Origin of the sequence: Streptomyces sp. NPDC001406 (assembly GCF_042895285.1) — a bacterium.
In the GTDB taxonomy this organism is placed as follows: Bacteria; Actinomycetota; Actinomycetes; order Streptomycetales; family Streptomycetaceae; genus Streptomyces.
The window spans coordinates 159472-179201 of record NZ_JBIAWG010000011.1 but is presented as its reverse complement, the minus strand read 5'-3'; the positions used below and the strand labels follow the sequence as shown (position 1 = coordinate 179201).

The window sequence follows — 19730 nt, the reverse complement described above, 5'->3', positions numbered from 1 at the left end:
TCGAGTGCACTCCAGCACCCACACTGATCGCGACGGTATCCGCGCTGGGGAAGAAATGGCGGCAGCAGATGGAGACGACGACCGGGGCGGGGCATCCTCTGCCGTACGACACCTACCGCGAGGCGATCGAGCGCGAGACGCTGCACTTCGCCGACATCGCCAGAGGCATGGCCCCCGAGACCGCCGTGCCCTCCTGCCCCGACTGGACGCTGGCCGACCTCACCCGGCACGTGGGCGCGCTCCAGCGCTGGTTCAGCACGCTGCTGACCCGGCTGGTGCAGGAGCCGCCACGCACCCGTGAGCTGGAGCTGGGGCTGCCGGAAGCCGCGCGGGAGTATCCCGACTGGGTGGCGGCCGGCGTGCCCGCCGTGGCGGTGGTGCTGCGCGACACGGACCCCCGGGCGCCGATGTGGGCCTGGGGCGAGGACCAGCACGCACGGTTCTGGGCCCGGCGGATGCTCTTCGAAACGCTGGTGCACCGGGTCGACGCGGAGCGTGCGGTGGGCCGGGACTCCGACATCGACCCCGTACTCGCGGCGGACGGAGTCGACGAGTTCCTGGTCAACCTCCCCTACGCCGGTCTCTTCGCCCCGGCCGTGACGAAGCTGCACGGCAGCGGCGAGACGATCGCCTTCCAGTGCTCGGACCACACACGTGGAACCGGTGAGGAGTGGCGCGTACGCCTGGACCCCGACGGCTTGCGCCTGCTGCCGCGGCCGGCCACCGACGCCGCACCTTGCGAGGCACAGTCGGTGGTGCGCGGGCGGGCAGCGGACCTGCTGTTGCTGCTGTACGGGCGGCGTACGTACCAAGACGATGCCTTCGAGGTGTCGGGAGATACCGCGCTGCTCGACAATTGGTTCGCCCACACGGCCTTTTGACCCACGTCCCGTTCGGCTGCCTGCCGCGGCCTGGATGTCGTTGTCGGGGTGTCATGATCGGGTGTGTCAGGGATAGCCTGACGCAATGGCCGACATCGCAGGCACCCCCTCCGCTCCGGATGCGGACGAGCTCCGCCGGCTCTCACCCCGTGACGAATCCCGAGTCGCCCTCGCACTGACACTTCGTCAACTCGCCGACGCCGTCCTGGATGCCGTGCCGGTCGAGCCGGATCCCGCGCCGGGGGACCTACTGCGTACGGCACTTCGGCTGCAGCGCAGGGTGGAGGACGTGATACGCGAGGCCGTGGTCGCCGAGCGGGAGCGGGGCACCACGTGGTACCAGATCGGCGAAGCCGCGGGCATGACACGGCAGTCCGCGCATGAGAAGTGGTACGGCGACGTCCACGCGTGGGCGGCAACCGGACGCAGCGCGCTGCCGCCGGAGTTGAGGACGCTCGAAGTGGCGGCGGAGGCGGACGCCCGCTATGCCAGGCTGCGGCCGGACCGGCCGCACGCGGTCACCTCGGGCCTGGACGCGGTCCGTTTCCCCGGCTCCCATGCGTACGAGGCCAGTCTGCGCACCCGCGGCTCCGCCCTGCACAGCCGTCGTACCGAACTGGACGCGCGGGCAACGCGGTTGAACGACGAGTACGGCACACTGCACGCGCAGGGCCCCGCGGCGGCGCCCGTCGGCGGGGACCCGCTGGTGATCGCGGCCTACCGGGGACACGCCGACGCGGTGCGCGCCAACCGGCTTGCCATCGCGGCGGTGCACCAGGAGATCGCCGACGTGTACGACCAACTCGTCACGGCCGAGCCCTCCTTGGCGGAGGAACACCGCATGCAGGCCGACTGGCACCGCAATGCCTCCCAGCAGGCCCGCACCTATGCCGATCTGCTGCAGGGCACGGACGGCTGACCTGCGGAAGGGGTTTGTAGCAGGTGTCGGAAGGTGCAATCCAACTGGGGCTCTTTCCCGTATGGGTTCACAGGGGGAAACCTCTGAACACCTGGAGTCGCGATGTACTCCACCAACGGTGCCGAAGTCACTCTGAGGGGAGTGGGGGTGTGCTGCGCCGCTGGCAACACGGTGCTGCACACGCTCCTTGTCCCCGATCATCTTGAGGAGATGTTCTACATCGGCGTCCTGTTCGCCGCGGGCAGCGGGATCATGCTCGCCGTGGCGCTGGCGCTGGTCGTCGTGAAACGTCCCCTGATCGCTTGGCTGACCGGGACGCTGGTCAGCCTCGGCATGATCGTCGGCTTTGCGCTGTCGCGCACCGTCGGCCTGCCGTCCGGCTATTACGAACCCGGTTGGGAGGCCCCGTACGGCCCCTTGTCCCTGCTGGTCGAAGGGCTCTTCGTCGTCGCCTTCCTTGCCTGGTACGGCGACAGGGCCGCACACGGTGTCGCGCCCAGGCTGCCCTCCAGGGCGGAGCGTGAGCCGGTCTCGGCGGGGCCCGGCGCATCGAAGCGCTGGTGACACCGATACCCGGTGTGTCCATGGGGTCTACCGAGGGAGAAAGTTGAGTCTTTTGTCCCGCTACTGCCATCCAATTCCCGTCCTACACCGTATGTGATACGAGGGATTTTTCGACAGGAGGAACAGCATGGCGATCTTCAGCAAGCTCTTCCCGGCCAGTCACCGCGACCACGGTGACAGCAGCGGACATGGTGACCACGGAAGGGACTCGGAATCGGGGCACGGGCACGGCGAGAGGAACCGTGACCACGAGGGTCGTGGAGACCACAAGGGTGACCACTCCGATCACCGCAGGTGAAAGCAGGCTGAGCGGGCCGGTGACCGGGGGAGCCGGTCCGTTCCGCCGTCGGTCTGCGACGGAGTCGTGCCATGGTGGCTGTCCCCCGGCGTTTCCTGCAGCGCCTGCTGGCGGTGGGCGGTGATGCCGATGCCGCGAACGCCGTTGTCGCGGCCGCGCCGCCGTTGCCGCCGCGTGAGGTGTTCCGGCGCTTCTGGCCCTACACCCGCGGCCGTCGGCGCTGGCTGGTGCCCCTGGTTCTCTTCAGCCTGATAGGGCCCCTCGCCGACGCCGCCGAACTCTGGCTGTTCAAGATCGTGGTGGACGATGTGCTCGTACCACGCGATCTGCGGCCCTTCATCTGGATCGCGCCCACCTATCTGGGGCTCGTCGTCGCCTCCGGCGCTCTCAGGTTCGCCGACGACGTGACCTCCACCTGGGTGGGCGAGCGGTTTCTGCTGGCCGTGCGCGCCGACGTCTTCCGGCACGTCCAGGGGTTGTCGCTCGGATTCTTCGAACGACGGCGGCTCGGGGACCTGCTCTCGCGTGTCACCGGTGATGTGGACGCCGTCGAGACATTCCTGCTCTCGGGTGTGGTGGACGGCCTGTACTACTTGGTCCGGCTGGGTGTCTTCGTCGGCCTGCTCTTCTACCTGCGCTGGGACCTGACGCTCCTCGCGCTCTTCATCGTGCCGCTGTTCTGGCGCGCCGCCCGGCACTTCTCCCGGCTGATCAAGGAGGCGTCCCGGGAGCGCAGACGCCGCAGCGGTTCGCTGAGCGCGGTCGCCGAGGAGTCGCTGGGCAATGTGACCCTGGTGCAGGCCTACAACCGGCAGGACTGGGAGGAGCGCCGCTTCGAGCGGGAGAGCCTCGGCAGGTTCCACGCGACGATGGCCTCGGCGCGGATCCACGCCGTCTACGGTTCGCTCGTCGAGGTCATCGAGGTGGCCGGTGGACTCGCCGTCATGGGCCTCGGCACCTGGAAGCTGGCCCAGGGCCAGCTCACCCTCGGCGGGCTGCTGGTCTTCCTCGCCCTGATCGGGAAGCTGTACAGCCCGATCCGCGGCCTGTCCCGGCTGGGCAACACCTTCTACGCCGCGTCGGCCTCCGCTGAACGGATCATCGAGCTGCTGGACCAGCGGCCCCAGGTCGTCGAGGCCGCCGACGCGCGGCGGATCGGCCGGGCGCGCGGCGACATCGAGCTCGACGGCGTGTCCTTCCGCTACCCCGGGATCGCACGCCCGGCCCTGTCGGAGGTGTCCCTGCACGTCGCTCCGGGAGAGGTGCTGGCGCTGGTCGGGGCCAGCGGGGCCGGCAAGTCCACGGTCGCCAAACTGCTGCTGCGGTTCTACGACCCCGACCGGGGCGCAGTCCGTCTCGACGGGCAGGATCTGCGCACCCTGCTCCTGTCCGACGTACGGGAGAGCGTCGCGGTGGTCCTGCAGGAGACGTTCGTCTTCCACGGCACGGTGCGGGACAACATCGCCTACGGCCGTCCCGGGGCGAGCGAGGCCGAGATCGTCTCGGCGGCGCGTGCCGCGGACGCCCATGAGTTCATCGAGCTGCTCCCGGACGGCTATGACACCGTGGTCGGCCAGCGCGGCCGGACCCTGTCGGGCGGGCAGCGCCAGCGGCTGGCGATCGCGCGCGCGATGATCAGGGATGCGCCCGTTCTGCTCCTGGACGAGCCGACCACCGCCCTCGACGCACGGTCCGGCCTGAGGATCATGGGCCCGCTGCGCCGCCTCATGGCCGGGCGTACGACCGTGGTCATCTCCCACGACCTGCTCACCGTCCGGGACGCCACCCGGATCGTGGTGCTCGACGGCGGACGGGTCGTCGAGTCGGGGACCCACGACGAGCTGCTCGCCCGGGACGGCACCTATGCCCGGCTGCACCGGATGAGCCCCGCGGCCGGACGCCTCGCCCAGCCGGAGTCCGCCCCGTCCGGGACGGTGCTGTCATGAACGGCGCGGAGGCGGAACCCGCCCCGCCGATGGCGCCCGGCACCCGTCCGGTTCCCGGATACCAGGTCCTGGGCCATCTGACGCGTACGAGCTGGCTGGACGTGTACGACTCCTGGAGCGAGGAGCGGGCCTGCCGCTGCGTGCTCAAGACACTGCGGCCGGACCGGCGCGGCGAGACGGGCTTGCACGACCGCCTGCTGCGCGAGGGCCGGTGGCTGCGGGATTTCAGCCATCCGCACCTGGTCCGGGCCTATGAGACCTTCACCCTGCCGGAGCCGCTCGTCGTCCTGGAGACGCTGACCGGGGAGACGCTGGCACACATCGTCCACCGCTTGCGGCGCCGGCCGTCCGCCGCGGACGTGGCGCTCCTCGGCGTGCAGCTGTGTTCCGCGATTCACTATCTGCACGCCCAGGGCCTGCTGCATCTGGACCTCAAGCCGTCCAACGTCGTGGTGGAACGCGGGCACGCCAAGGTGTTCGACCTCAGCGTGGCCCGGCCGCCCGGCCGCGCTCCCGCCGGACTGGGCACGCGCTGGTATCGCGCACCGGAACAGGAACACGTCGGGGAGCTGTCGACACCGGCCGACGTATGGGGCATCGGCATCACGCTCTACGAGGTGGCCGCGGGTGATGTCACGCTCGTGCGTGCAGGAGCCGGTGAGTCCGAGGCGATGTGCGAGGTGCCGCCCATCGCGTCACGGCGGCGTCTGCCCCGCGCTCTCGCCGCGGCGATCGACGGGTGTCTGCGGGCGGACCCGGCGGCCCGGCTCACGATCCCCGAGCTGGCCGGGGCCCTCGGCGCCACACCCCCCGGCGAGGGTCCCCGCGCCGCCCGAGCCTGAAGGCATGCCAGGGCGCTCCGAGAGGGGGCTGTCCTCCGCGCAGCCCCGCCGGGCCACCGACCCCCTACTCGTTCGGATTGGCCTGGCCCAGGGGCGCCCTCGCGAGCATGGTGCCGTCGAGCGTGGTCACCCGGGCGCCGGAGAGCGTCGAGGGATCGACGGGGGCGGGGGCACCCCAGGAGCCGCTGCCGTCGCGAATGGAGAAGGCGCCGACGGGAACCGTGGTGCCGTCCTTGCGCTCCAGGAAGCAGACGACCTTGCCGTTGTAGCTGGTGCCGGCGTGGGGGAGGTTCAGAGTCATATAGACCCAGCCCTTGGGATCGGCATGGGCATAGACCTCGCCGACCGGCTTCCCGTTGGCGCCGACAGAGGTCAGATCGCCGGACAGCAGGTCCGCGACCGGCACGGCGGAGGTGGAGGGGCCGGCCACGACGTTCTCGATGGCCGAACCGACCGCCCAGCCGCTGAACCCGACCGCGACGACGGCCGCGGCCGTTGCGGAGGCGATGCGCAGCCGTGGCCGTCCACGGCGGCTCTTGCGCGGGACGGTGGCCTCCCGTGTGTGTCCCTCATGCCCCTCATGCGCCGGCGTCACCTGCGTCAGGGACTGCGCCACCCGCGTCTCGAACCCGACCGGCGGTTCGCTTCCCGGCAGCAGCCCGATGAGTCCGTCACCCACGAGGGTCAGCTGCTCGATGTACTCCCGGCAGTCCGCGCACGCATCCAGATGGGCGACGGCCCCGGCCCGCTCACGGCCGGGCAGCACGCCCAGTGCCAGCTCGGGACCGACTTCCCGAAGCTTCTCGCAGGTCACATCACTTGACATGGTCGCCTCGTTTCGGAGACGCGAGCGTGGAGCGCAGTTTGCCCATCGCCGTCCTGATGCGTGTCTTGGCGGTGCCCAGCGGGATCTTCTCCGAGTCGGCGATCTGCTGGGCGGTCATGCCGTAGATGCCCGCCATCACCAGGGCACGGCCCTGTTCGGGCGGCAGCTCCGCCACGGCTTCCCGCAGCCGTGAGGACGCCTCGTCGGCCAGCGCGTGCTGCTCCGGCGTGTCGCTGACAACGCCGAGGATCGACTCGAGATCCTCGGGCGCCACCGGCTCCGGCTGCCGCGAGCGGACGGCGTCGATGGCGAGGTTGTGGGCGATGGCCGTGAGCCAGGTCCGTACCGAGCCGCGCCGTGCGTCGTATATCTGTGCGTGGCGCCAGGCGCGCTCGAACGTCTGCTGGGCGATGTCCTCGGCGAGCTGCGGATCCCCGGTGACGGCGATGGCCACACCGAAGACCGTGTGCTGGAACCTACGGACGAAGGTGACGGCGAGCTCCGGATCTCCGGTGGCCAGCCCGGACAGCAGAGCCTCATCCGGGAGGCGGCCCACGGGGAACCGAAATCTCGACATACCTGTATATACGGTTCGCCCCCGCCAGGAGATTGCTGCGCCGTTGCGGAAACGGAAGGCCATATTCCAATTCTCTCTCCGTTTTCTCTGTGTCAGGGCCGGTAGCCCGAAGTGACAGAGGGGGCGTCTGGTGCAACTGGGGCCTGATGGGCGATGCCATGCGCGGTGAGATCGACCAGATCACCAAGGAACTGATGGAGTCCGTGCAGGCGGGCCGGCAGCTCGACATCGTCGACGATTTCGCCTACCCGCTGCCCGGTGAGGACCCCACCGAGCGCCACCAGGCGGGCAGCCAGGCACAGCTCGAAATGGGCGGGTACCTGCTGGACCTCGCCGAGCGGCGCCGGGGCCACCCGACCGACGACATGCTCTCCGCCTTCGTCGACGAACCGGATCCGGCCCTGCGGCACACCCGCGACGAACTCGCGCAGACCGCGGTACCGCTGCTCATCGCGGGACACGAGACGACGGTCAACCTCATCACCAACGGGGTGCTCACCCTGATGCGCCATCCCGAGCAGCTGGACCTGCTCCGTCACGACCCCGGCCTGCTGCCGCAAGCGGTGGAGGAACTGCTGCGCTACGAACCCCCGGTCCAGATGCGCGAGAGGATCCCCCTCGCCGACGTCGACGTCGCCGGCACCACGATCCCCGCGGGCACGTCCGTCGTGCTGGTCCTGGCCTCGGGCAACCGCGACCCCAAGCGGTTCCACGAGCCCGACCGTTTCGACCCCACCCGGCCCGACATCGAACACTTCGGCTTCGGCAGCGGCATCCACCTGTGCTACGGCGCACCCCTCGCCCGCATCGAGGCCGAGGCGGCGCTCGGCGCGCTGATCCCCCACCTGAGCACGGCACGTCTGGTCCAGGACCCGCCGCCCTATCGGCAGAACGCCATGCTTCGGGGCCCCCGCCACCTGCCGGTCCAATTCTGATTCCGACCACGGAGGGCCCTGGTAGAGGCCGGCCGCAACGGACTTGAGTATCCGCTCACGATGCCTCGGCGGTGCAGGTCTGACAGACTGATGTGCCGTCAGCACCGGCTCGCGTCGGCGCGCGGCCCAGGCCCCCTTCCGGCCAGGGCTGAGCGCGGAAGCGGGCGTGGACGGGGGAAGGCGCGGTGGAGAGCGAGAGCCTCGGGGATCTTTTCGACGACGAGTCGGCCTCACGCGCGCTGGAGGCGTGGGCCCGATACGGAGGGCACGGCGGCAAAGTCCGGCCCCTCACACCCCGTTGGCGGCCGTCCGGGAAGAGCGCCAGCGGAGCCCTGCTGGCCGCGGTACTGGTCACCCCCGGTCCGGGCGCCGTGGTGGTCAAGGTGTCCGCGCCCGGCCGACGGGACGAGGGGCAGACCCACACCCTGGCCGAGCGGACCGCGGGCGGACGCCTGGCCCCGCAGGTGTTCGCGCCGTGGCCGGTGGGAGACGACCGGCTGCTGACGTTCCAGTCCCCGGCGGGCAAGAGCCTGCGCGACGTGGACACGATGGGCCGCCTCGACGCGGACGAACTGCCGGACGCCTGCGCCCATGTGACGCGGTGGCTGCTGACGGAATGGAACGACGGCCTGGGCGGCAACGAGGCCGTCACGCTTGCCGCCGCCGACCTGTTGCGCGACGAACTCGGCGAACTCGTCGCCCGCGGCGGCTCGGCCCTCGCCTACGGCTCGCGGATCGACGGCCTGGAGGCGAACACCCCCTGGATCCGCGTCGACGACCTCGACCTGCCCAATCCCCTCGCGATGGCCACCGGTGCCGCCGGGCTCCCCAACCCGGCGTTCGACGTCGTACGTGGCCGGGCACACGGCGATCTGCACCTGCAGAACATCATGCTGCCGTACCGGGAAGGGCGAGCCCAGTACGAGAAGTTCGAGCTCATCGACCCGGCGACGTTCTCGCAGAACGCCCTCCTGTCCCGGGACGTGGCGACGCTGCTCCTGTCCGCCCTGGTCCCACAGGTCCGCGAGCCGCAGTCGCCCGAGCACGGCCACGCCCTGCTGCGCCACCTGGTGTGCCCAAGCACGAGCCACCTGGACCGGATCGTGCCCGGGACGAGCCGCCTGGTGCACGCCGTGCGGCAGGCCTGCGCCGACGCCGTCACCGACGGCTGGTACGACGTCTGGGCCGACCAGTTCCTGCTCTCCCTGCTGGCCACGGCCCTGCGCTTCAGCACCTACGACGACGTGGGAGACATCGGCCGGTGGTGGTTCTTCCGGCTCGCCGCGCACGCCGGCGGGGAACTGCTGAAGCGGCATGAGGACCGGCCGCGCCCCACCGGACGGCCGGTCACCGCGCCGACGAGCGCAGGAGCCGACCCGCAGGACGCTCGGCGCGCGCCTGCCACCCGGGCCGGCGGCCGCTGCGGCTCCGACCGCTTCGTCACCCAACGGCCCGAGGAACTGCGCCGGCTCGAGGCCTACAGCCGTACGGCCTTCGTCGCCGCGGGGCACCAGGGCGGTTCGGGCGCCGATGCCCAGCCGTTGAACCTGGCCGCGCTCGCCGTCCCCAGAGACCTCGAATGGTCGCTCCTCGGGGTGCTGGACAAGGGAGGCTCGGCGTGCGTCACCGGCGCGCCCGGCACGGGCAAGACAACGCTGCTGTGGCGGCTCCATCGTGAGCTCGCCTCGGTCCCCGAAGGCCCGCGGCCCTACTTCCTGAGGGCCGGCGACCTCTGGAACACGGCGCCCGGCGCCGGACTCACCCTGGAGACGGTGCGTGCCGCGTGCCGTGTCCTGCCCGGCCCGGCCGTCTTCCTCTTCGACACCGCCGACCTGCTGGTCTCCGACACGTCGGGCCGGATCCTGGTGCAGGAACTGCTCACGATCGCCGCCGAGCACTCCGTACGGGTCCTGATGACCTGCCGGGAAAGGGAGGCGCGCACCCTTCGGCCGTACGTGAGCGACTTCGCTCTGGAGTGGAAGCAACTCGGCCCGTACAGCCCGCGCGAGCAGGACGCGGCCATCCGTTCGCACGCCCGGTACTTCTACGCGGGACAGCCCGAGGTCTCCGAGGCCGAGGTCTGCCGCACCGTCGCCAACGCCGCGGTGCGGGGCCTGCCGATGCGTGAGGTGTGCCGCGCTCCCCTCACCCTGCGCATGCTGTTCGAGACCTTCGAGTCACAGCAGCCGACGCTCAAGGAGATCGACGCCACGACGCTGTACGACCTGTACTGGACCCACCGCCTGGGCCGGGACCAGCGGGCGGGCGACGCGCCGCTGCCCGGTACGGCGCGCCCGTCCGACCTCTCCGAGTCCGGAGAGGCGCTGGCCCAGCTGATGCTCCAGGAGGGCCGGCTGGACCTGACGGCCGCGGAGGTCGGCGCCGGTCTGCGTACGCCGTCCCGGACCGCGGACGCCGTCGCCGAACTGGTCGACGACGTCCAAGGGCTCGTATCGCGCGGTGTCGTCGAACGGCAGGGCGCCGGGGCCGCGGAGCGCTACTCGTACTTCCACCAGACCCTGTTCGAGTACGCGGCCGGACGCCGGCTCGCCCACACCGCGACGCCGGACCGCCCGTCCCACCTGAGTCTGCTGCTCGACTGGCTGAAGGAACACCCCGACGACCAGTTCCGGCTCGCCGTCGCCGAGCAGGCACTCGTCCAGGCCGGACGGGCGCTCGGCCGATCCGCCGAAGCGTGCACGGCACTGCTGACAGGGCTGCTCGCCGAGACCCGGGACGGCCGGCCCGAGCTGCACGGGCTGCGGGCCATGCAGATGCGCGTCTACGCCCGGCTGCCCGCCCCCGACGCCGAACTGCGACGGCACTTCACACCGGCGGTCGCCGCCCTGCCTCCCGTACTGGGCAGGATCTATCTGGAAGCACTGCCCACCACCTGCCACCAGGACGGTGCGCGGATCGTCGACGAGCTGCTGGGAATCTGGCGCGGCGGGCACGACGAGCTGAAGATGCCGCTGCTCACCGCCCTGAGCTGGCTCGCCGAGAGCCTGCCCGACAGCGTGATCCAGGTCATCGACCGGACCTGTCCGTACGCTGCTGGGGGCCGCGACACCTGCCGTGGCACGCGCTGCGCTCCGCGGGAATGTCTGTGGGCCTGGCTGCTGACCCTCGAACAGTCGGAGGTCTACAAGTTCCTGGCCGCTCTCGAGGGACTCGCGCCGAAGCGCCCCGACTGGGTGTGGCCCCGGCTGCGCGCGCTGATGACGGATCCGCGCCGGGACCTGCTGCCGATCGCACGCTGTCTGCGGCTGGCGGCCCGACGGCAGGACTGGCCGGAGCGGCCCTATTCCGTCGTACGGCCCATCGTTCGCCATCGCTGGGGCCGTGCCCGCCCGGGCAACAAGAACGGCCGCGAACTCCAGGCGGCCCTGGGACGGTTGATGGCGAGCGGATGGCCGACCAACGGTCGGCCACCCTCGCTGGACGCCGTCCTGACCGCCGCGGCCCGGCGCCCCGAGGAAACCATGTCGTACCCGCAAGTGCGGGCCGTGGGCGAACTGGCGCTCCAGGCGCCGCCCGAGGAGGTCCGGCATCTGCTCGACGTGGTGGAGGAGGTCGCACGTCCGGCATCGATGCCGCTGCTCACCGACGCTCTGCTGCTGCCCCTGCTCACCGCCGAGCAGGGTGCCGTGGACACGATCGGCGGCGACACACCGCCGAGCCGTACGGCAGGGGCGGAGCCCGTCGCCACAGCGGTGGTCCGGAGCTGGCTGGCCCGGAATCTGCGTGCCCTCGACCGCCCCGGTCCGGTCGACTTCGCCCACCGCCTTGCGGTGCACACCTGGGGCCGTGACCTGGATGTGGTCACCACGGCCCGGCTGGTCGCCGAAGCCTGGCCCACGAGCGGCGCGGAGGGGCCGGACAGCGGCCGTGACGAGCCGGGCACGCAGGACGGACTGCGCCGGAACTGGCTGTCCGACCAGGGCGCGGCCAAGCTGCTGATCGCCGCCGCGGCAGCCGGGCACCCCCACGCACTTCAGGCCCTGCGGCTGTGGCGGGCCGACCGGGCCGAGAAGGGGGACGTCAAAGGACTCTCCCGCGGCACGGGCGTGGCCGACGCGGACGCCGACATCTCGGGCACCTTGCAACGACTGCTCCCCGAACACCCGGAACTGCTGGACCAGTTGTTCGCCGGGGGAACCATCGACCCCCGGCTGGATCCGGGCTGGCTGAACGAGGCGCTGCGGCGGCCCGGAGCCGACGTCGACCGTCGGCTGACCGCCGCGCTGCACCGGCACGCGGACACGCTGGAGCGGCTGTGCGACGTCACCTGGACCCGTGACTACGGTTCCGCGGTCGCCCAGCAGTCCTTCCATCTGCGCGGCAAGCTCATCGCCCGGGGTGTCCTCGGCCCCCCGACCGCCGGCCGGATCGGTGAAATCCTTGCCCTGCTCGGCCATCCGAACGACCTCAGGGCCGCGCTGCTGATGGTCGAGACCGTCATCAACCACAGCCCGAACGGCTCCCTGGACACGCAGGAGTGGCACCAACTGGAAGCCACCCTGCGCGACTTCACCCGCGCCGAAGACACGGCGGGGCGGACCGGGCCCGGCAGGCGACGGCACGAAGGCGTCGCGGCGGTGGCCGGCCGATGCCTGATGGGCCTGGTGTGCCGGCACCACGCGCTGGACACGCCGCAACGCGTCGCCCGGGCACGGGCGAGCGCGCTGCGCTATCTGGCGAAGGCCACCCAGGTGGACGAGGTGACCGTGCTGGGGCGGTTCGTCGAGCGCCTCACCGAAACCGCGCCACAGGACGCCGTCGAGCTGGTCAACGCGGCCGCCGGGACCCTGCGCGCACTACCCAGGGGCAAGGTGATGTCACTGACCCAGCGCTGGTACCGCCCGGTCTCCCGCCTCGTCGAACGGGCAACCGCCGAGCAGTGGAAGCAGCTCGTCGAGGGGTCCTGGGAGGGTCCCGAGGAGCTCCTGCGGCTGCTGATCAGGGCCGGCATCCGCAAGCGCACCGACGAACCGGCCGCGTATCTGCTGGCGATCGCCGACAGCAGCCGCTGGCCCGACATGATCCGGGAGACGGTACGCGTCGGCACCCTCCTGCGCACCGAGGGCAGCCGCAGGCGCTGGCTCCCGCCCCTCGGCGCCGGCCCGGGAGCGCCCTGAGCTGAGGAGCGAGGCGGGGTCAGTCGTGGTCCCGGAGGCAGGGGAAGGTCCGGCCTTCGGAGCCCCACCGGGCGGGATTCTGCCGGTTGGGCAGGAGTCCGCAGCTGAGCAGCGTGTCGGTGATGCCGTCGGGCTGCCGGATCTCGCGGATGAACACCGCCTTGTCGGGGGGATATTTGTTCCGGCCGTCCAGCTGGAGAACTCCGGAGGCGCCCGGGTACTGGGACACACCGTGGGCGGTCAGCCAGAGATAGATGTCATTGGGTTTGATGTCCAAGTCGGGGGACGTGGGCAGCACGTTCTCGATGACCTGGGTGACGATTCCCACGGTGTCGTAGCCGCCCGCGGCATCGGCGTCGGCTCCTCGGTCACCGAAGACCTTGGCGAAGTTCCGGGCGAACTGGGCGTAGGGGTCACGGGAATCCCGCGTGGGCGCGTTCGCCGTCTCGTAGAAGATCGTCATGTACGGGTACGCCTGCGCCGTCTTTTGCGGTTCGATCTGGAAGTCGATCGGGGCGCTCTCCGCGATCAGCGGAATCGTGGTGCCCTGCGGGGGCTGGCACTGGCCGCCCGCACTCTGCATGGCGTTGAGAAGGCTCGGCAGTACTCCGGAACGGCCGAGGTAGACGACGATGCCCTGGGTCGCCGTGACCTTGTTGCACACATCGGTCGCGATGGTGGCCGGTGTGGTGGCGCCGGGCTTCTCGCTGTAGGTGACTTCGTCGACCGTGCCGTATGCCCGGTAGGCATCGACGAACAGGTTCTTCAGGTCCGTGCTGAAGTACGCGTCGGTCGGGTCGTACACGACCACGGCGTGCGGTGTGCCGGCGGTGAAGGACCGGACCGCGGGGGAATGACGGACGAAGTCGGCCAGGACCGGCGCGACCCGTGTGTTGGGCGCGGAGATCTGGAAGTAGCGCTGGGGAGAGTCGGGTCCGACCATGGCGCTGCCGGTCACTCCGTTGGCGATGACCGGGATGCCCGCCTGGTCGAGCTCGCGAGCCGCGTCCAGGGACTCGGGCCGGCTCTGGGTGAGCCCGACGACGGCGGCGATGTGGTCCCGCTCCTGACGCTCGACGATCATCCGGCTGACGTCCGGGGCGTTCGGCGCAGACGTGTTGTGCGATCCGTAGCGGAAGTACTGGCCGGTGTTGGCGATCAGCAGGCGGATCGGCATCTTGTTCTGCCGGTCCTCGCTGTTCAGCTTGCGCTGCTGGGCGATCGCCCCGCGCAGGACCTGCAGCCCGATGGGCGGGTCGTCGTAGACCCCGTCCTGGAGGCTCAGCGGTGCCAGGAAGACCAGGGTGCGATACCGCCCGTCCGCGATCTGCGCGTTCTGTTCGGCGACCTGCCGCTCCAGCTCCCTGAGCTCCTTTCCGCGCTCTCCCCGAACCGCCAGGTCGCACTCGCTCCCGTCGGTGATGCCGACGCGCTCACCGGTCGCGACCGTCATGCACGAGGGGGGCGCGGACGGTGACGGTGACGGCGGCGGCCAGATGTAGCCAGGGGCGACGACGAAGAGGGCGATCAGCCCGGCCAGGAACGGCACCGCGCTCGGTCGGAGCCAGTCGAGGCCGCTGTCCGTGCGGGCGTTGACACTGGGATGGGTCTTCAGCCCGTTCTCCGCCGAGCGTTCCGCGTCGTCGTCCTCGGCCGGCAGCGTGACGAGGCGTACCGGCTCGGCGCTGCCCTCGTTCAGGCAGGTGAAGATCTTGTCCGCGATACCGTTCGGCCGGGTCGGGTCGGCACCCAGGGGGACGGCGTAGTCCGGTGGCGTCCCTGCGCTCGCGGCCAGAATGAACAGCGGCGAGGACGCCTCGTCGCGAGCGAGTTCTTCGAACGTGCCGAGAAACGCGCGCCCTGGTCCGTTCACGTCGTCGATCTCGGGAATCAGGACCACGAAGGCCCACCGACGGCGGGCCCAGCGGTGACTCAGGGGAGTCCGGCGCCGGGTGGCCCTGCGCAGATCGCTGAGCAGGGCGCGCAGCAGGATCCGGCGCACGCGCGGGTCCTCCCGGTCCAGCTCGCTCTCCCGGCAGAATGTGAGGGCGGCGTCCAGAAAGCAGGAGGCGTGGAGTTCGTCGGCGACCCAGCGCAGGCCCCAGTGCCGTAGCCGGAACCGGTAGAAGGCCTTGGGAATGCCGACGATCAGTGCCGCCACCAGTCCTTGGATCCAGCCGGTCAGGAAATGCTGTCCGAAGAATCCCGCGATCTTCGCGCCGAGACCCAGCACCCGGCGCCGCTCGAGCAGTGCGGTATGCAGCCCGTCGAGAATGGGCTTCTGCCGGGCCCGTACATCTCCCGCGCCACGCTCCAGGTCGAGTACGGCCCGGCAGGTATGGAAAGCCGACAACTTCAGGCTCCCCGAGGGCATGGTCAGTTCCAACCGCAGTGCCACCTGATCCAACGCCTCGATGAACCCGCCGCTCAGCTCGGCGTCGTCCACCACGGCGTGCGGCACCTGGAAAAGGGAGTTGCCCCGGCCTCGCGTCAGCCGGTGCTCATACTCCCGGACCAGATGGGCCGGTGCCCGGACGTCGCCGCCGTCCTGTCTGACCAGCACCAGAGCCGGTGCTTTCGCCGCCCTGGACCTTCGGGCCACGAAGGTGTCGATCTGCCGTATCAGGCGGTCCGACCATTTGGGATGGACGGGCGTCGTCCCGGAGCCGGGCACAACATTGCGCACGCGTGGCCTCCATGGGGAGAAGAAAGGAAGGCCAACATGCCATGGAGGGCGGGCGCAAAATCACGCTATTTCCTTCAATGAATTCCAATGAACGCTTCGGATCGCTCCAGGATCGGACGACGGCGACGCCGTGACTCAGGAAGCCGCTTGCCCGTGGCCGAAAATGCCGGCGGCCCGGCCCGGCCACTCCGGCGGACGAACGAGGCCCCGAGCCCGTCGTGGGCCCGGGGCTTCGTCTGCCGACCTGCGGCCTCCCGAGCCGGGTCCGGCGGGAGGTCTGTTCGGCCGCGCTAGCTGTTGGTGCAGGTGTTGCCGGAAGTCGGGTTCATGAACGCGAGGATGTCGAGGGTGTTGCCGCACAGGTTGACCGGGATGTCGATGGGAATCTGGATCACGTTCCCGGAAAGTACGCCCGGGCTGTTGCTGGCGACGCCGACGGGATCGGGGTCGGCGGCGAAGGCGGCCGTGGTCCCCGTGAGAGCGAGGGCGCCGGTGAGGACGGCGGTCACGGCAGCGGTGCGGATGCGCATGTGGTCTCCCTTGTCGAAGGTGGGGTGCATCCATCACATGCGGTGGGCCGCCAGGCGCGCACGTGCTGTTAGGCCGGACGGAGGGTACGGCCTTAGCTGTCGGGTCTTGCATGTTCTATGCCATACACCATAAGTTACTGGCAGGTAATCGCTCGAAGGGCTGAAGGACTTCAGAAGGGCGGTGTCTGCGAGGTGAGTCGGCGAAAGAGCGACAGCCGGGAGCGGATGGTTCTCAGTGCCGCTGTCCTGTTGCGCGAATACGGCGCCGGCGCGACCAGCATCGACCGGGTCCTCGCGCACAGCGGTGCCCCCCGTGGCTCGGTGTATCACCACTTCCCGGGCGGGCGCGCGCAGTTGATCGACGAGGCCGTGGCGCTCGCCGGTGACTTCATCACGGGTGCCATCGACGCCGCCACGCGGGCCGAGGACCCGCTGAAGGCGATCGACGCCTTCTTGGCGCTGTGGCGCCACCGGCTCGTGGAGAGCGACTTCAGGGTCGGCTGCCCGATCGTGGCGGTGGCCGTGGAGACCAACGACGAGGCCCCGCAACTCGCCCGCGCCGCCGCTGAGGTGTTCGCCCGCTGGCAGGAAGCGCTGGCCGCCCTGTTCGTCCGCCACGGCCTGCGCGAGGAGCGCGGCAGGCGGCTGGCGGTGTTCGTCATCGCCGCGGTCGAAGGCGCGGTGATCATGTGCCGGGCCGAGCGGAGCACCGCTCCGCTGGACGCGGCCGCCGCCGAGATCGACGACCTGCTGGTCCACGCCCTGCGGGACCGGCCCGACGCGGACCCCGGTCCGTGACCGTGACCCGCCGTCCCGACTCACTGACCCACTGACCCGCTGACCCGACCCCGCCCGACCCGAGGAGCCACCATGCCCGCACTCGACCGACAGGACAGCGTCTACATCCTCGACCTGGGAGACGGCGAGAACCGTTTCCACCCCGACTGGATCGCCTCCGTCAACGACGCCCTGGACGAGGTGGAGAAGGCGGAGGGGCCGCGCGCCCTGGTGACCGCCGCCACGGGCAAGTTCTTCTCCAACGGCCTGGACCTGGAGTGGCTGTTCGCCCACAGCGACGAGTACCAGGACTACGTCGTGTCCGTGCACGAACTCTTCGCCCGGTTCCTGTCGCTGCCGGTGATCACCGTGGCCGCGCTGCAGGGACACACCTTCGCCGCAGGGGCGATGCTCTCCCTGGCCAACGACTTCCGTGTGATGCGTGGCGACCGCGGATTCTGGTGTCTGCCCGAGGTCGACATCAGCATCCCCTTCACTCCGGGCATGTCCGCGCTCATCCAGGCCCGTCTGGCCCCGCAGACCGCCCATGAGGCCATGGTCACGGGCCGCCGCTACGGTGGCCAGGATGCGGCGGCCGCCGGGATCGTCGACCGTGCCGTCGCCGAGGATGCCGTCCTGAGTGCCGCCGTCGAGTTGGCTCAGGCCCAGTCGGGCAAGGCGGGCGACACCCTCGGCACCATCAAGGCCCGCATGTACGCCCCCGTACTCGCCGTCCTGCGCGATACGAGCAACCCCCTCGGCTGACGCCCGCGTCGGCCGCCTGCATCAGGCGGCCGACGGGAATGCGAAGAAGGCCAGTGCCGCAAGGACCGCCACGCAGGCTGCCACCGCCAATGCGCCCGGAAGGGACCAGGTTGCGATGGGCCCGGCAACCGCCGCTCCCACCGCGAACCCGGTGATCTTCAAGCTCGCGCCCGTGGTGAAGATCTGTCCGCGCAGCTGCTCGGGAGCCTCCCGGTGGCGCACCGCGAACAGGGCGGTGAGCTGCGGCCCTTCACCGATCCCGGCGATGAGCAGGGCCACGACGAGCACGGCCGGCCGGCCCGAGGCGGCCAATGCGAATGCGGCTGCCTGGACCAGGGCGCCGGCCCAGATGATCGTGTCGGGGGTCGAGGACCGTGGAAACCGCACCAGTACGGCATTGGCCATCAGCGCGGAGACCGCCGCGCAGGAGAGCAGCACGGCACCCCGGCCGGACCCGCCGAGGACACGCTCGCCCAGAAGCGGAACGCAGGCCGTCACCATGCCCTGAGCGGCACAGGAGACGGCCGAGGAGAGCGTCGCTCGTGCCAAGCGGGGTCTCCTGACGATGACGCGTATTCCGGCAGCGAGGACGCCGATCACCGAGGTCGGCTGCGCGACCCGGTCCCGGCGGGGTTGCGCGGGCAGCAGCCACGCCGCCGGGATCGCCGAGCCGATGAGCAGTGCGGAGACCAGCACGGCCGTCGGCGCCCCGAGGACCTCTGCCACGCCACCGGCGAGAACCGGACCGGCCAGGCCTGCCGCGCTGAAGGTCATCGCATCGAGCGCGTTCGCCCGCGGCAGACGCTCGCCCGGCACCGTCCGGGGCAGTTGAGCCGTCCAGCCGCCCGACAACGCCGGCCCCATCAGTCCCGTGAGCACCGCGATCACCACTGTGACGGCCAACGGAAGACGGCCGAGCGTCACGAGAATCACCCCCAGGCCCACCGCGTACAGGACGAGGGCTCCGGCGAGCAGGCGTCCGGGCCGCTCATGTCTGTCGAGGAGCGCCCCCAGCACCGGCCCCCCTGCCACGGCGGAGACCGTGATGCCCGCGAGCAGCGCCGACGCTTCGGCGGTCGATCCGGCGAGGGCGAATCCCGCCAGCATCAGCGCCGGTCCCGACATCTCGTCCCCGGTGCGGGCTGCCACCGCTCCGGCGAGAAAGGAACCCGTCGAGTAACGCTCTTTCACCCACAGGACGTTACGGAGGTAACTCAAAACCATGCAATATGCGTTACATTCGGAGGGTGTCCACCAACGACGACTGGTCGACCCGGCACTCCGTACTGACCATGGCCCGGCGCACCGCCGCCCTCGTCAACGCCCTCGCCGATGACCACACCGAGCCCGGCGATGTCGCCGAGGTGCTGCGCGCATACGGCGAGACAGGTCCCGTCGACCTCACCCGCCGTGAACTCGCCCGGATGCGCGAAGCCGCGGCTCTGCTGAGGGACGTCTTCGCCGCCGAGCACGTCGACCGAGCGGCCGCCGCGCTGAACGGTTTGTTGCGGGAACACACCGGACCGCTCCGCCTGACCTCGCACGGCGGCAGCACTCCCTGGCACCCCCACCTCGACCATGACGACGACGCCCCCTGGGGCGAGTGGTTCCTGGCCTCGTCGTGCATGGCGCTGACCGTCCTCGTCTGGGACCGTCAACGCCCGCCCGGGAGGATCTGCGCGTCACCCAGCTGCGACAACGTCTTCATCAGCCAGGGCAGCGGCCCGGAACGCCGCTACTGCTCCCGCCGCTGCGCAACCCGCGAACGGGTCGCCGCCCACCGGCGTTCCCACTCCCTCGACCTCGACCGGCCGAGCAGGACCAGCTAGCGCCTCGACGTCCCCGGGGTGCGTCACCGACAGGTACGATCGCCGGGTGAACACCTACTGGCACGTCGTTCTGCCGCCGCTCTGCGCCTGACCGGGCGCAGACGCTGACAGTTTGATCTCCGGCCCCGACCGACCCCGCAGGGCGGTCAGGGGCTCGTGTCGTGCGCCCGTTTCGGATCGAGTCCCAGACGCATTCGACTACGGAAGATCACGACTG

Annotated in this window: 15 protein-coding genes; 10 read left to right on the top strand and 5 right to left on the bottom strand. The window is 70.6% G+C overall.

Annotation, left to right across the window (positions count from 1 at the left end; translation table 11 throughout):
- The first annotated feature begins 68 nt into the window (after nucleotides 1-68).
- The 5 genes from ACFY1J_RS26750 (at nucleotide 69) to ACFY1J_RS26730 (ending at nucleotide 5450) form a co-directional block, all read left to right on the top strand.
- Complete coding sequence (locus tag ACFY1J_RS26750; protein WP_390732091.1) at nucleotides 69-881, top strand: maleylpyruvate isomerase family mycothiol-dependent enzyme; 813 nt, start codon at nucleotides 69-71, stop codon at nucleotides 879-881.
- A gap of 85 nt (nucleotides 882-966) precedes the next feature.
- Nucleotides 967-1800 (top strand): hypothetical protein, encoded by an 834-nt coding sequence (locus tag ACFY1J_RS26745; protein ID WP_390709495.1) that lies wholly within the window; start codon nucleotides 967-969, stop codon nucleotides 1798-1800.
- 102 nt (nucleotides 1801-1902) lie between these two features.
- Nucleotides 1903-2364: a hypothetical protein gene (locus ACFY1J_RS26740; protein WP_390709494.1), complete on the top strand. Its 462-nt coding sequence runs from the start codon at nucleotides 1903-1905 to the stop codon at nucleotides 2362-2364.
- A 369-nt stretch (nucleotides 2365-2733) separates the two neighbouring features.
- Entirely contained in the window at nucleotides 2734-4608 is a 1875-nt protein-coding gene (locus ACFY1J_RS26735) for an ABC transporter ATP-binding protein (protein ID WP_390732090.1), read from the top strand.
- On the top strand, nucleotides 4605-5450 hold the full coding sequence (locus ACFY1J_RS26730; RefSeq protein ID WP_390709492.1) for a serine/threonine-protein kinase: 846 nt from the start codon (nucleotides 4605-4607) through the stop codon (nucleotides 5448-5450). Before ACFY1J_RS26735 ends, ACFY1J_RS26730 begins: the two co-directional genes overlap by 4 nt.
- 64 nt (nucleotides 5451-5514) lie before the next feature.
- On the opposite strand, the gene ACFY1J_RS26725 is transcribed toward ACFY1J_RS26730, so the two are convergent.
- A complete protein-coding gene (locus ACFY1J_RS26725; protein ID WP_390709491.1) occupies nucleotides 5515-6276 on the bottom strand; it encodes a hypothetical protein in 762 nt (253 codons plus the stop codon).
- Complete coding sequence (locus ACFY1J_RS26720; RefSeq protein WP_263205124.1) at nucleotides 6266-6853, bottom strand: RNA polymerase sigma factor; 588 nt, start codon at nucleotides 6851-6853, stop codon at nucleotides 6266-6268. Before ACFY1J_RS26720 ends, ACFY1J_RS26725 begins: the two co-directional genes overlap by 11 nt.
- Before the next feature lie 158 nt (nucleotides 6854-7011).
- Between ACFY1J_RS26720 and ACFY1J_RS26715 the strand changes: the two genes are divergently transcribed.
- Both ACFY1J_RS26715 and ACFY1J_RS26710 read left to right on the top strand, forming a co-directional pair.
- Nucleotides 7012-7788 (top strand): cytochrome P450, encoded by a 777-nt coding sequence (locus ACFY1J_RS26715; RefSeq protein WP_390709490.1) that lies wholly within the window; start codon nucleotides 7012-7014, stop codon nucleotides 7786-7788.
- A gap of 185 nt (nucleotides 7789-7973) precedes the next feature.
- Complete coding sequence (locus ACFY1J_RS26710) at nucleotides 7974-12926, top strand: NACHT domain-containing protein (RefSeq protein WP_390732089.1); 4953 nt, start codon at nucleotides 7974-7976, stop codon at nucleotides 12924-12926.
- Between the two features lie 19 nt (nucleotides 12927-12945).
- Here ACFY1J_RS26710 and ACFY1J_RS26705 read toward each other — a convergent pair whose 3' ends face one another.
- Together ACFY1J_RS26705 and ACFY1J_RS26700 are read right to left on the bottom strand one after the other, a co-directional pair.
- Complete coding sequence (locus ACFY1J_RS26705; protein WP_390709488.1) at nucleotides 12946-15612, bottom strand: hypothetical protein; 2667 nt, start codon at nucleotides 15610-15612, stop codon at nucleotides 12946-12948.
- Nucleotides 15613-15902: 290 nt separating this feature from the next.
- Complete coding sequence (locus ACFY1J_RS26700) at nucleotides 15903-16142, bottom strand: chaplin (protein WP_390709487.1); 240 nt, start codon at nucleotides 16140-16142, stop codon at nucleotides 15903-15905.
- A 225-nt stretch (nucleotides 16143-16367) separates the two neighbouring features.
- Here ACFY1J_RS26700 and ACFY1J_RS26695 point away from each other — a divergent pair, with 225 nt between their 5' ends.
- The gene (locus tag ACFY1J_RS26695) at nucleotides 16368-16940 is read left to right on the top strand and encodes a TetR/AcrR family transcriptional regulator (RefSeq protein WP_390732088.1); all 573 of its coding nucleotides are present in this window, start codon (nucleotides 16368-16370) and stop codon (nucleotides 16938-16940) included.
- A gap of 72 nt (nucleotides 16941-17012) precedes the next feature.
- Nucleotides 17013-17684, top strand: a complete 672-nt coding sequence (locus tag ACFY1J_RS26690; protein WP_390709485.1) for an enoyl-CoA hydratase-related protein — start codon at nucleotides 17013-17015, stop codon at nucleotides 17682-17684.
- 21 nt (nucleotides 17685-17705) lie between these two features.
- On the opposite strand, the gene ACFY1J_RS26685 is transcribed toward ACFY1J_RS26690, so the two are convergent.
- Entirely contained in the window at nucleotides 17706-18875 is a 1170-nt protein-coding gene (locus tag ACFY1J_RS26685) for an MFS transporter (RefSeq protein ID WP_390732087.1), read from the bottom strand.
- Nucleotides 18876-18913: 38 nt separating this feature from the next.
- On the opposite strand from ACFY1J_RS26685, the gene ACFY1J_RS26680 reads away from it, so the two are divergent.
- Nucleotides 18914-19513, top strand: a complete 600-nt coding sequence (locus tag ACFY1J_RS26680) for a CGNR zinc finger domain-containing protein (RefSeq protein ID WP_390732086.1) — start codon at nucleotides 18914-18916, stop codon at nucleotides 19511-19513.
- Nucleotides 19514-19730: the final 217 nt, after the last annotated feature.

Bases quoted from the DNA above. Each gene is read 5' to 3' on its own strand.
- ACFY1J_RS26750 (WP_390732091.1), top strand. From the start codon at position 69: ATGGAGACGACGACCGGGGCGGGGCATCCTCTGCCGTACGACACCTAC.
- ACFY1J_RS26745 (WP_390709495.1), top strand. From the start codon at position 967: ATGGCCGACATCGCAGGCACCCCCTCCGCTCCGGATGCGGACGAGCTC.
- ACFY1J_RS26740 (WP_390709494.1), top strand. From the start codon at position 1,903: ATGTACTCCACCAACGGTGCCGAAGTCACTCTGAGGGGAGTGGGGGTG.
- ACFY1J_RS26735 (WP_390732090.1), top strand. From the start codon at position 2,734: ATGGTGGCTGTCCCCCGGCGTTTCCTGCAGCGCCTGCTGGCGGTGGGC.
- ACFY1J_RS26730 (WP_390709492.1), top strand. From the start codon at position 4,605: ATGAACGGCGCGGAGGCGGAACCCGCCCCGCCGATGGCGCCCGGCACC.
- ACFY1J_RS26725 (WP_390709491.1), bottom strand. From the start codon at position 6,276: ATGTCAAGTGATGTGACCTGCGAGAAGCTTCGGGAAGTCGGTCCCGAG.
- ACFY1J_RS26720 (WP_263205124.1), bottom strand. From the start codon at position 6,853: ATGTCGAGATTTCGGTTCCCCGTGGGCCGCCTCCCGGATGAGGCTCTG.
- ACFY1J_RS26715 (WP_390709490.1), top strand. From the start codon at position 7,012: ATGCGCGGTGAGATCGACCAGATCACCAAGGAACTGATGGAGTCCGTG.
- ACFY1J_RS26700 (WP_390709487.1), bottom strand. From the start codon at position 16,142: ATGCGCATCCGCACCGCTGCCGTGACCGCCGTCCTCACCGGCGCCCTC.
- ACFY1J_RS26695 (WP_390732088.1), top strand. From the start codon at position 16,368: ATGGTTCTCAGTGCCGCTGTCCTGTTGCGCGAATACGGCGCCGGCGCG.
- ACFY1J_RS26690 (WP_390709485.1), top strand. From the start codon at position 17,013: ATGCCCGCACTCGACCGACAGGACAGCGTCTACATCCTCGACCTGGGA.
- ACFY1J_RS26680 (WP_390732086.1), top strand. From the start codon at position 18,914: ATGCGTTACATTCGGAGGGTGTCCACCAACGACGACTGGTCGACCCGG.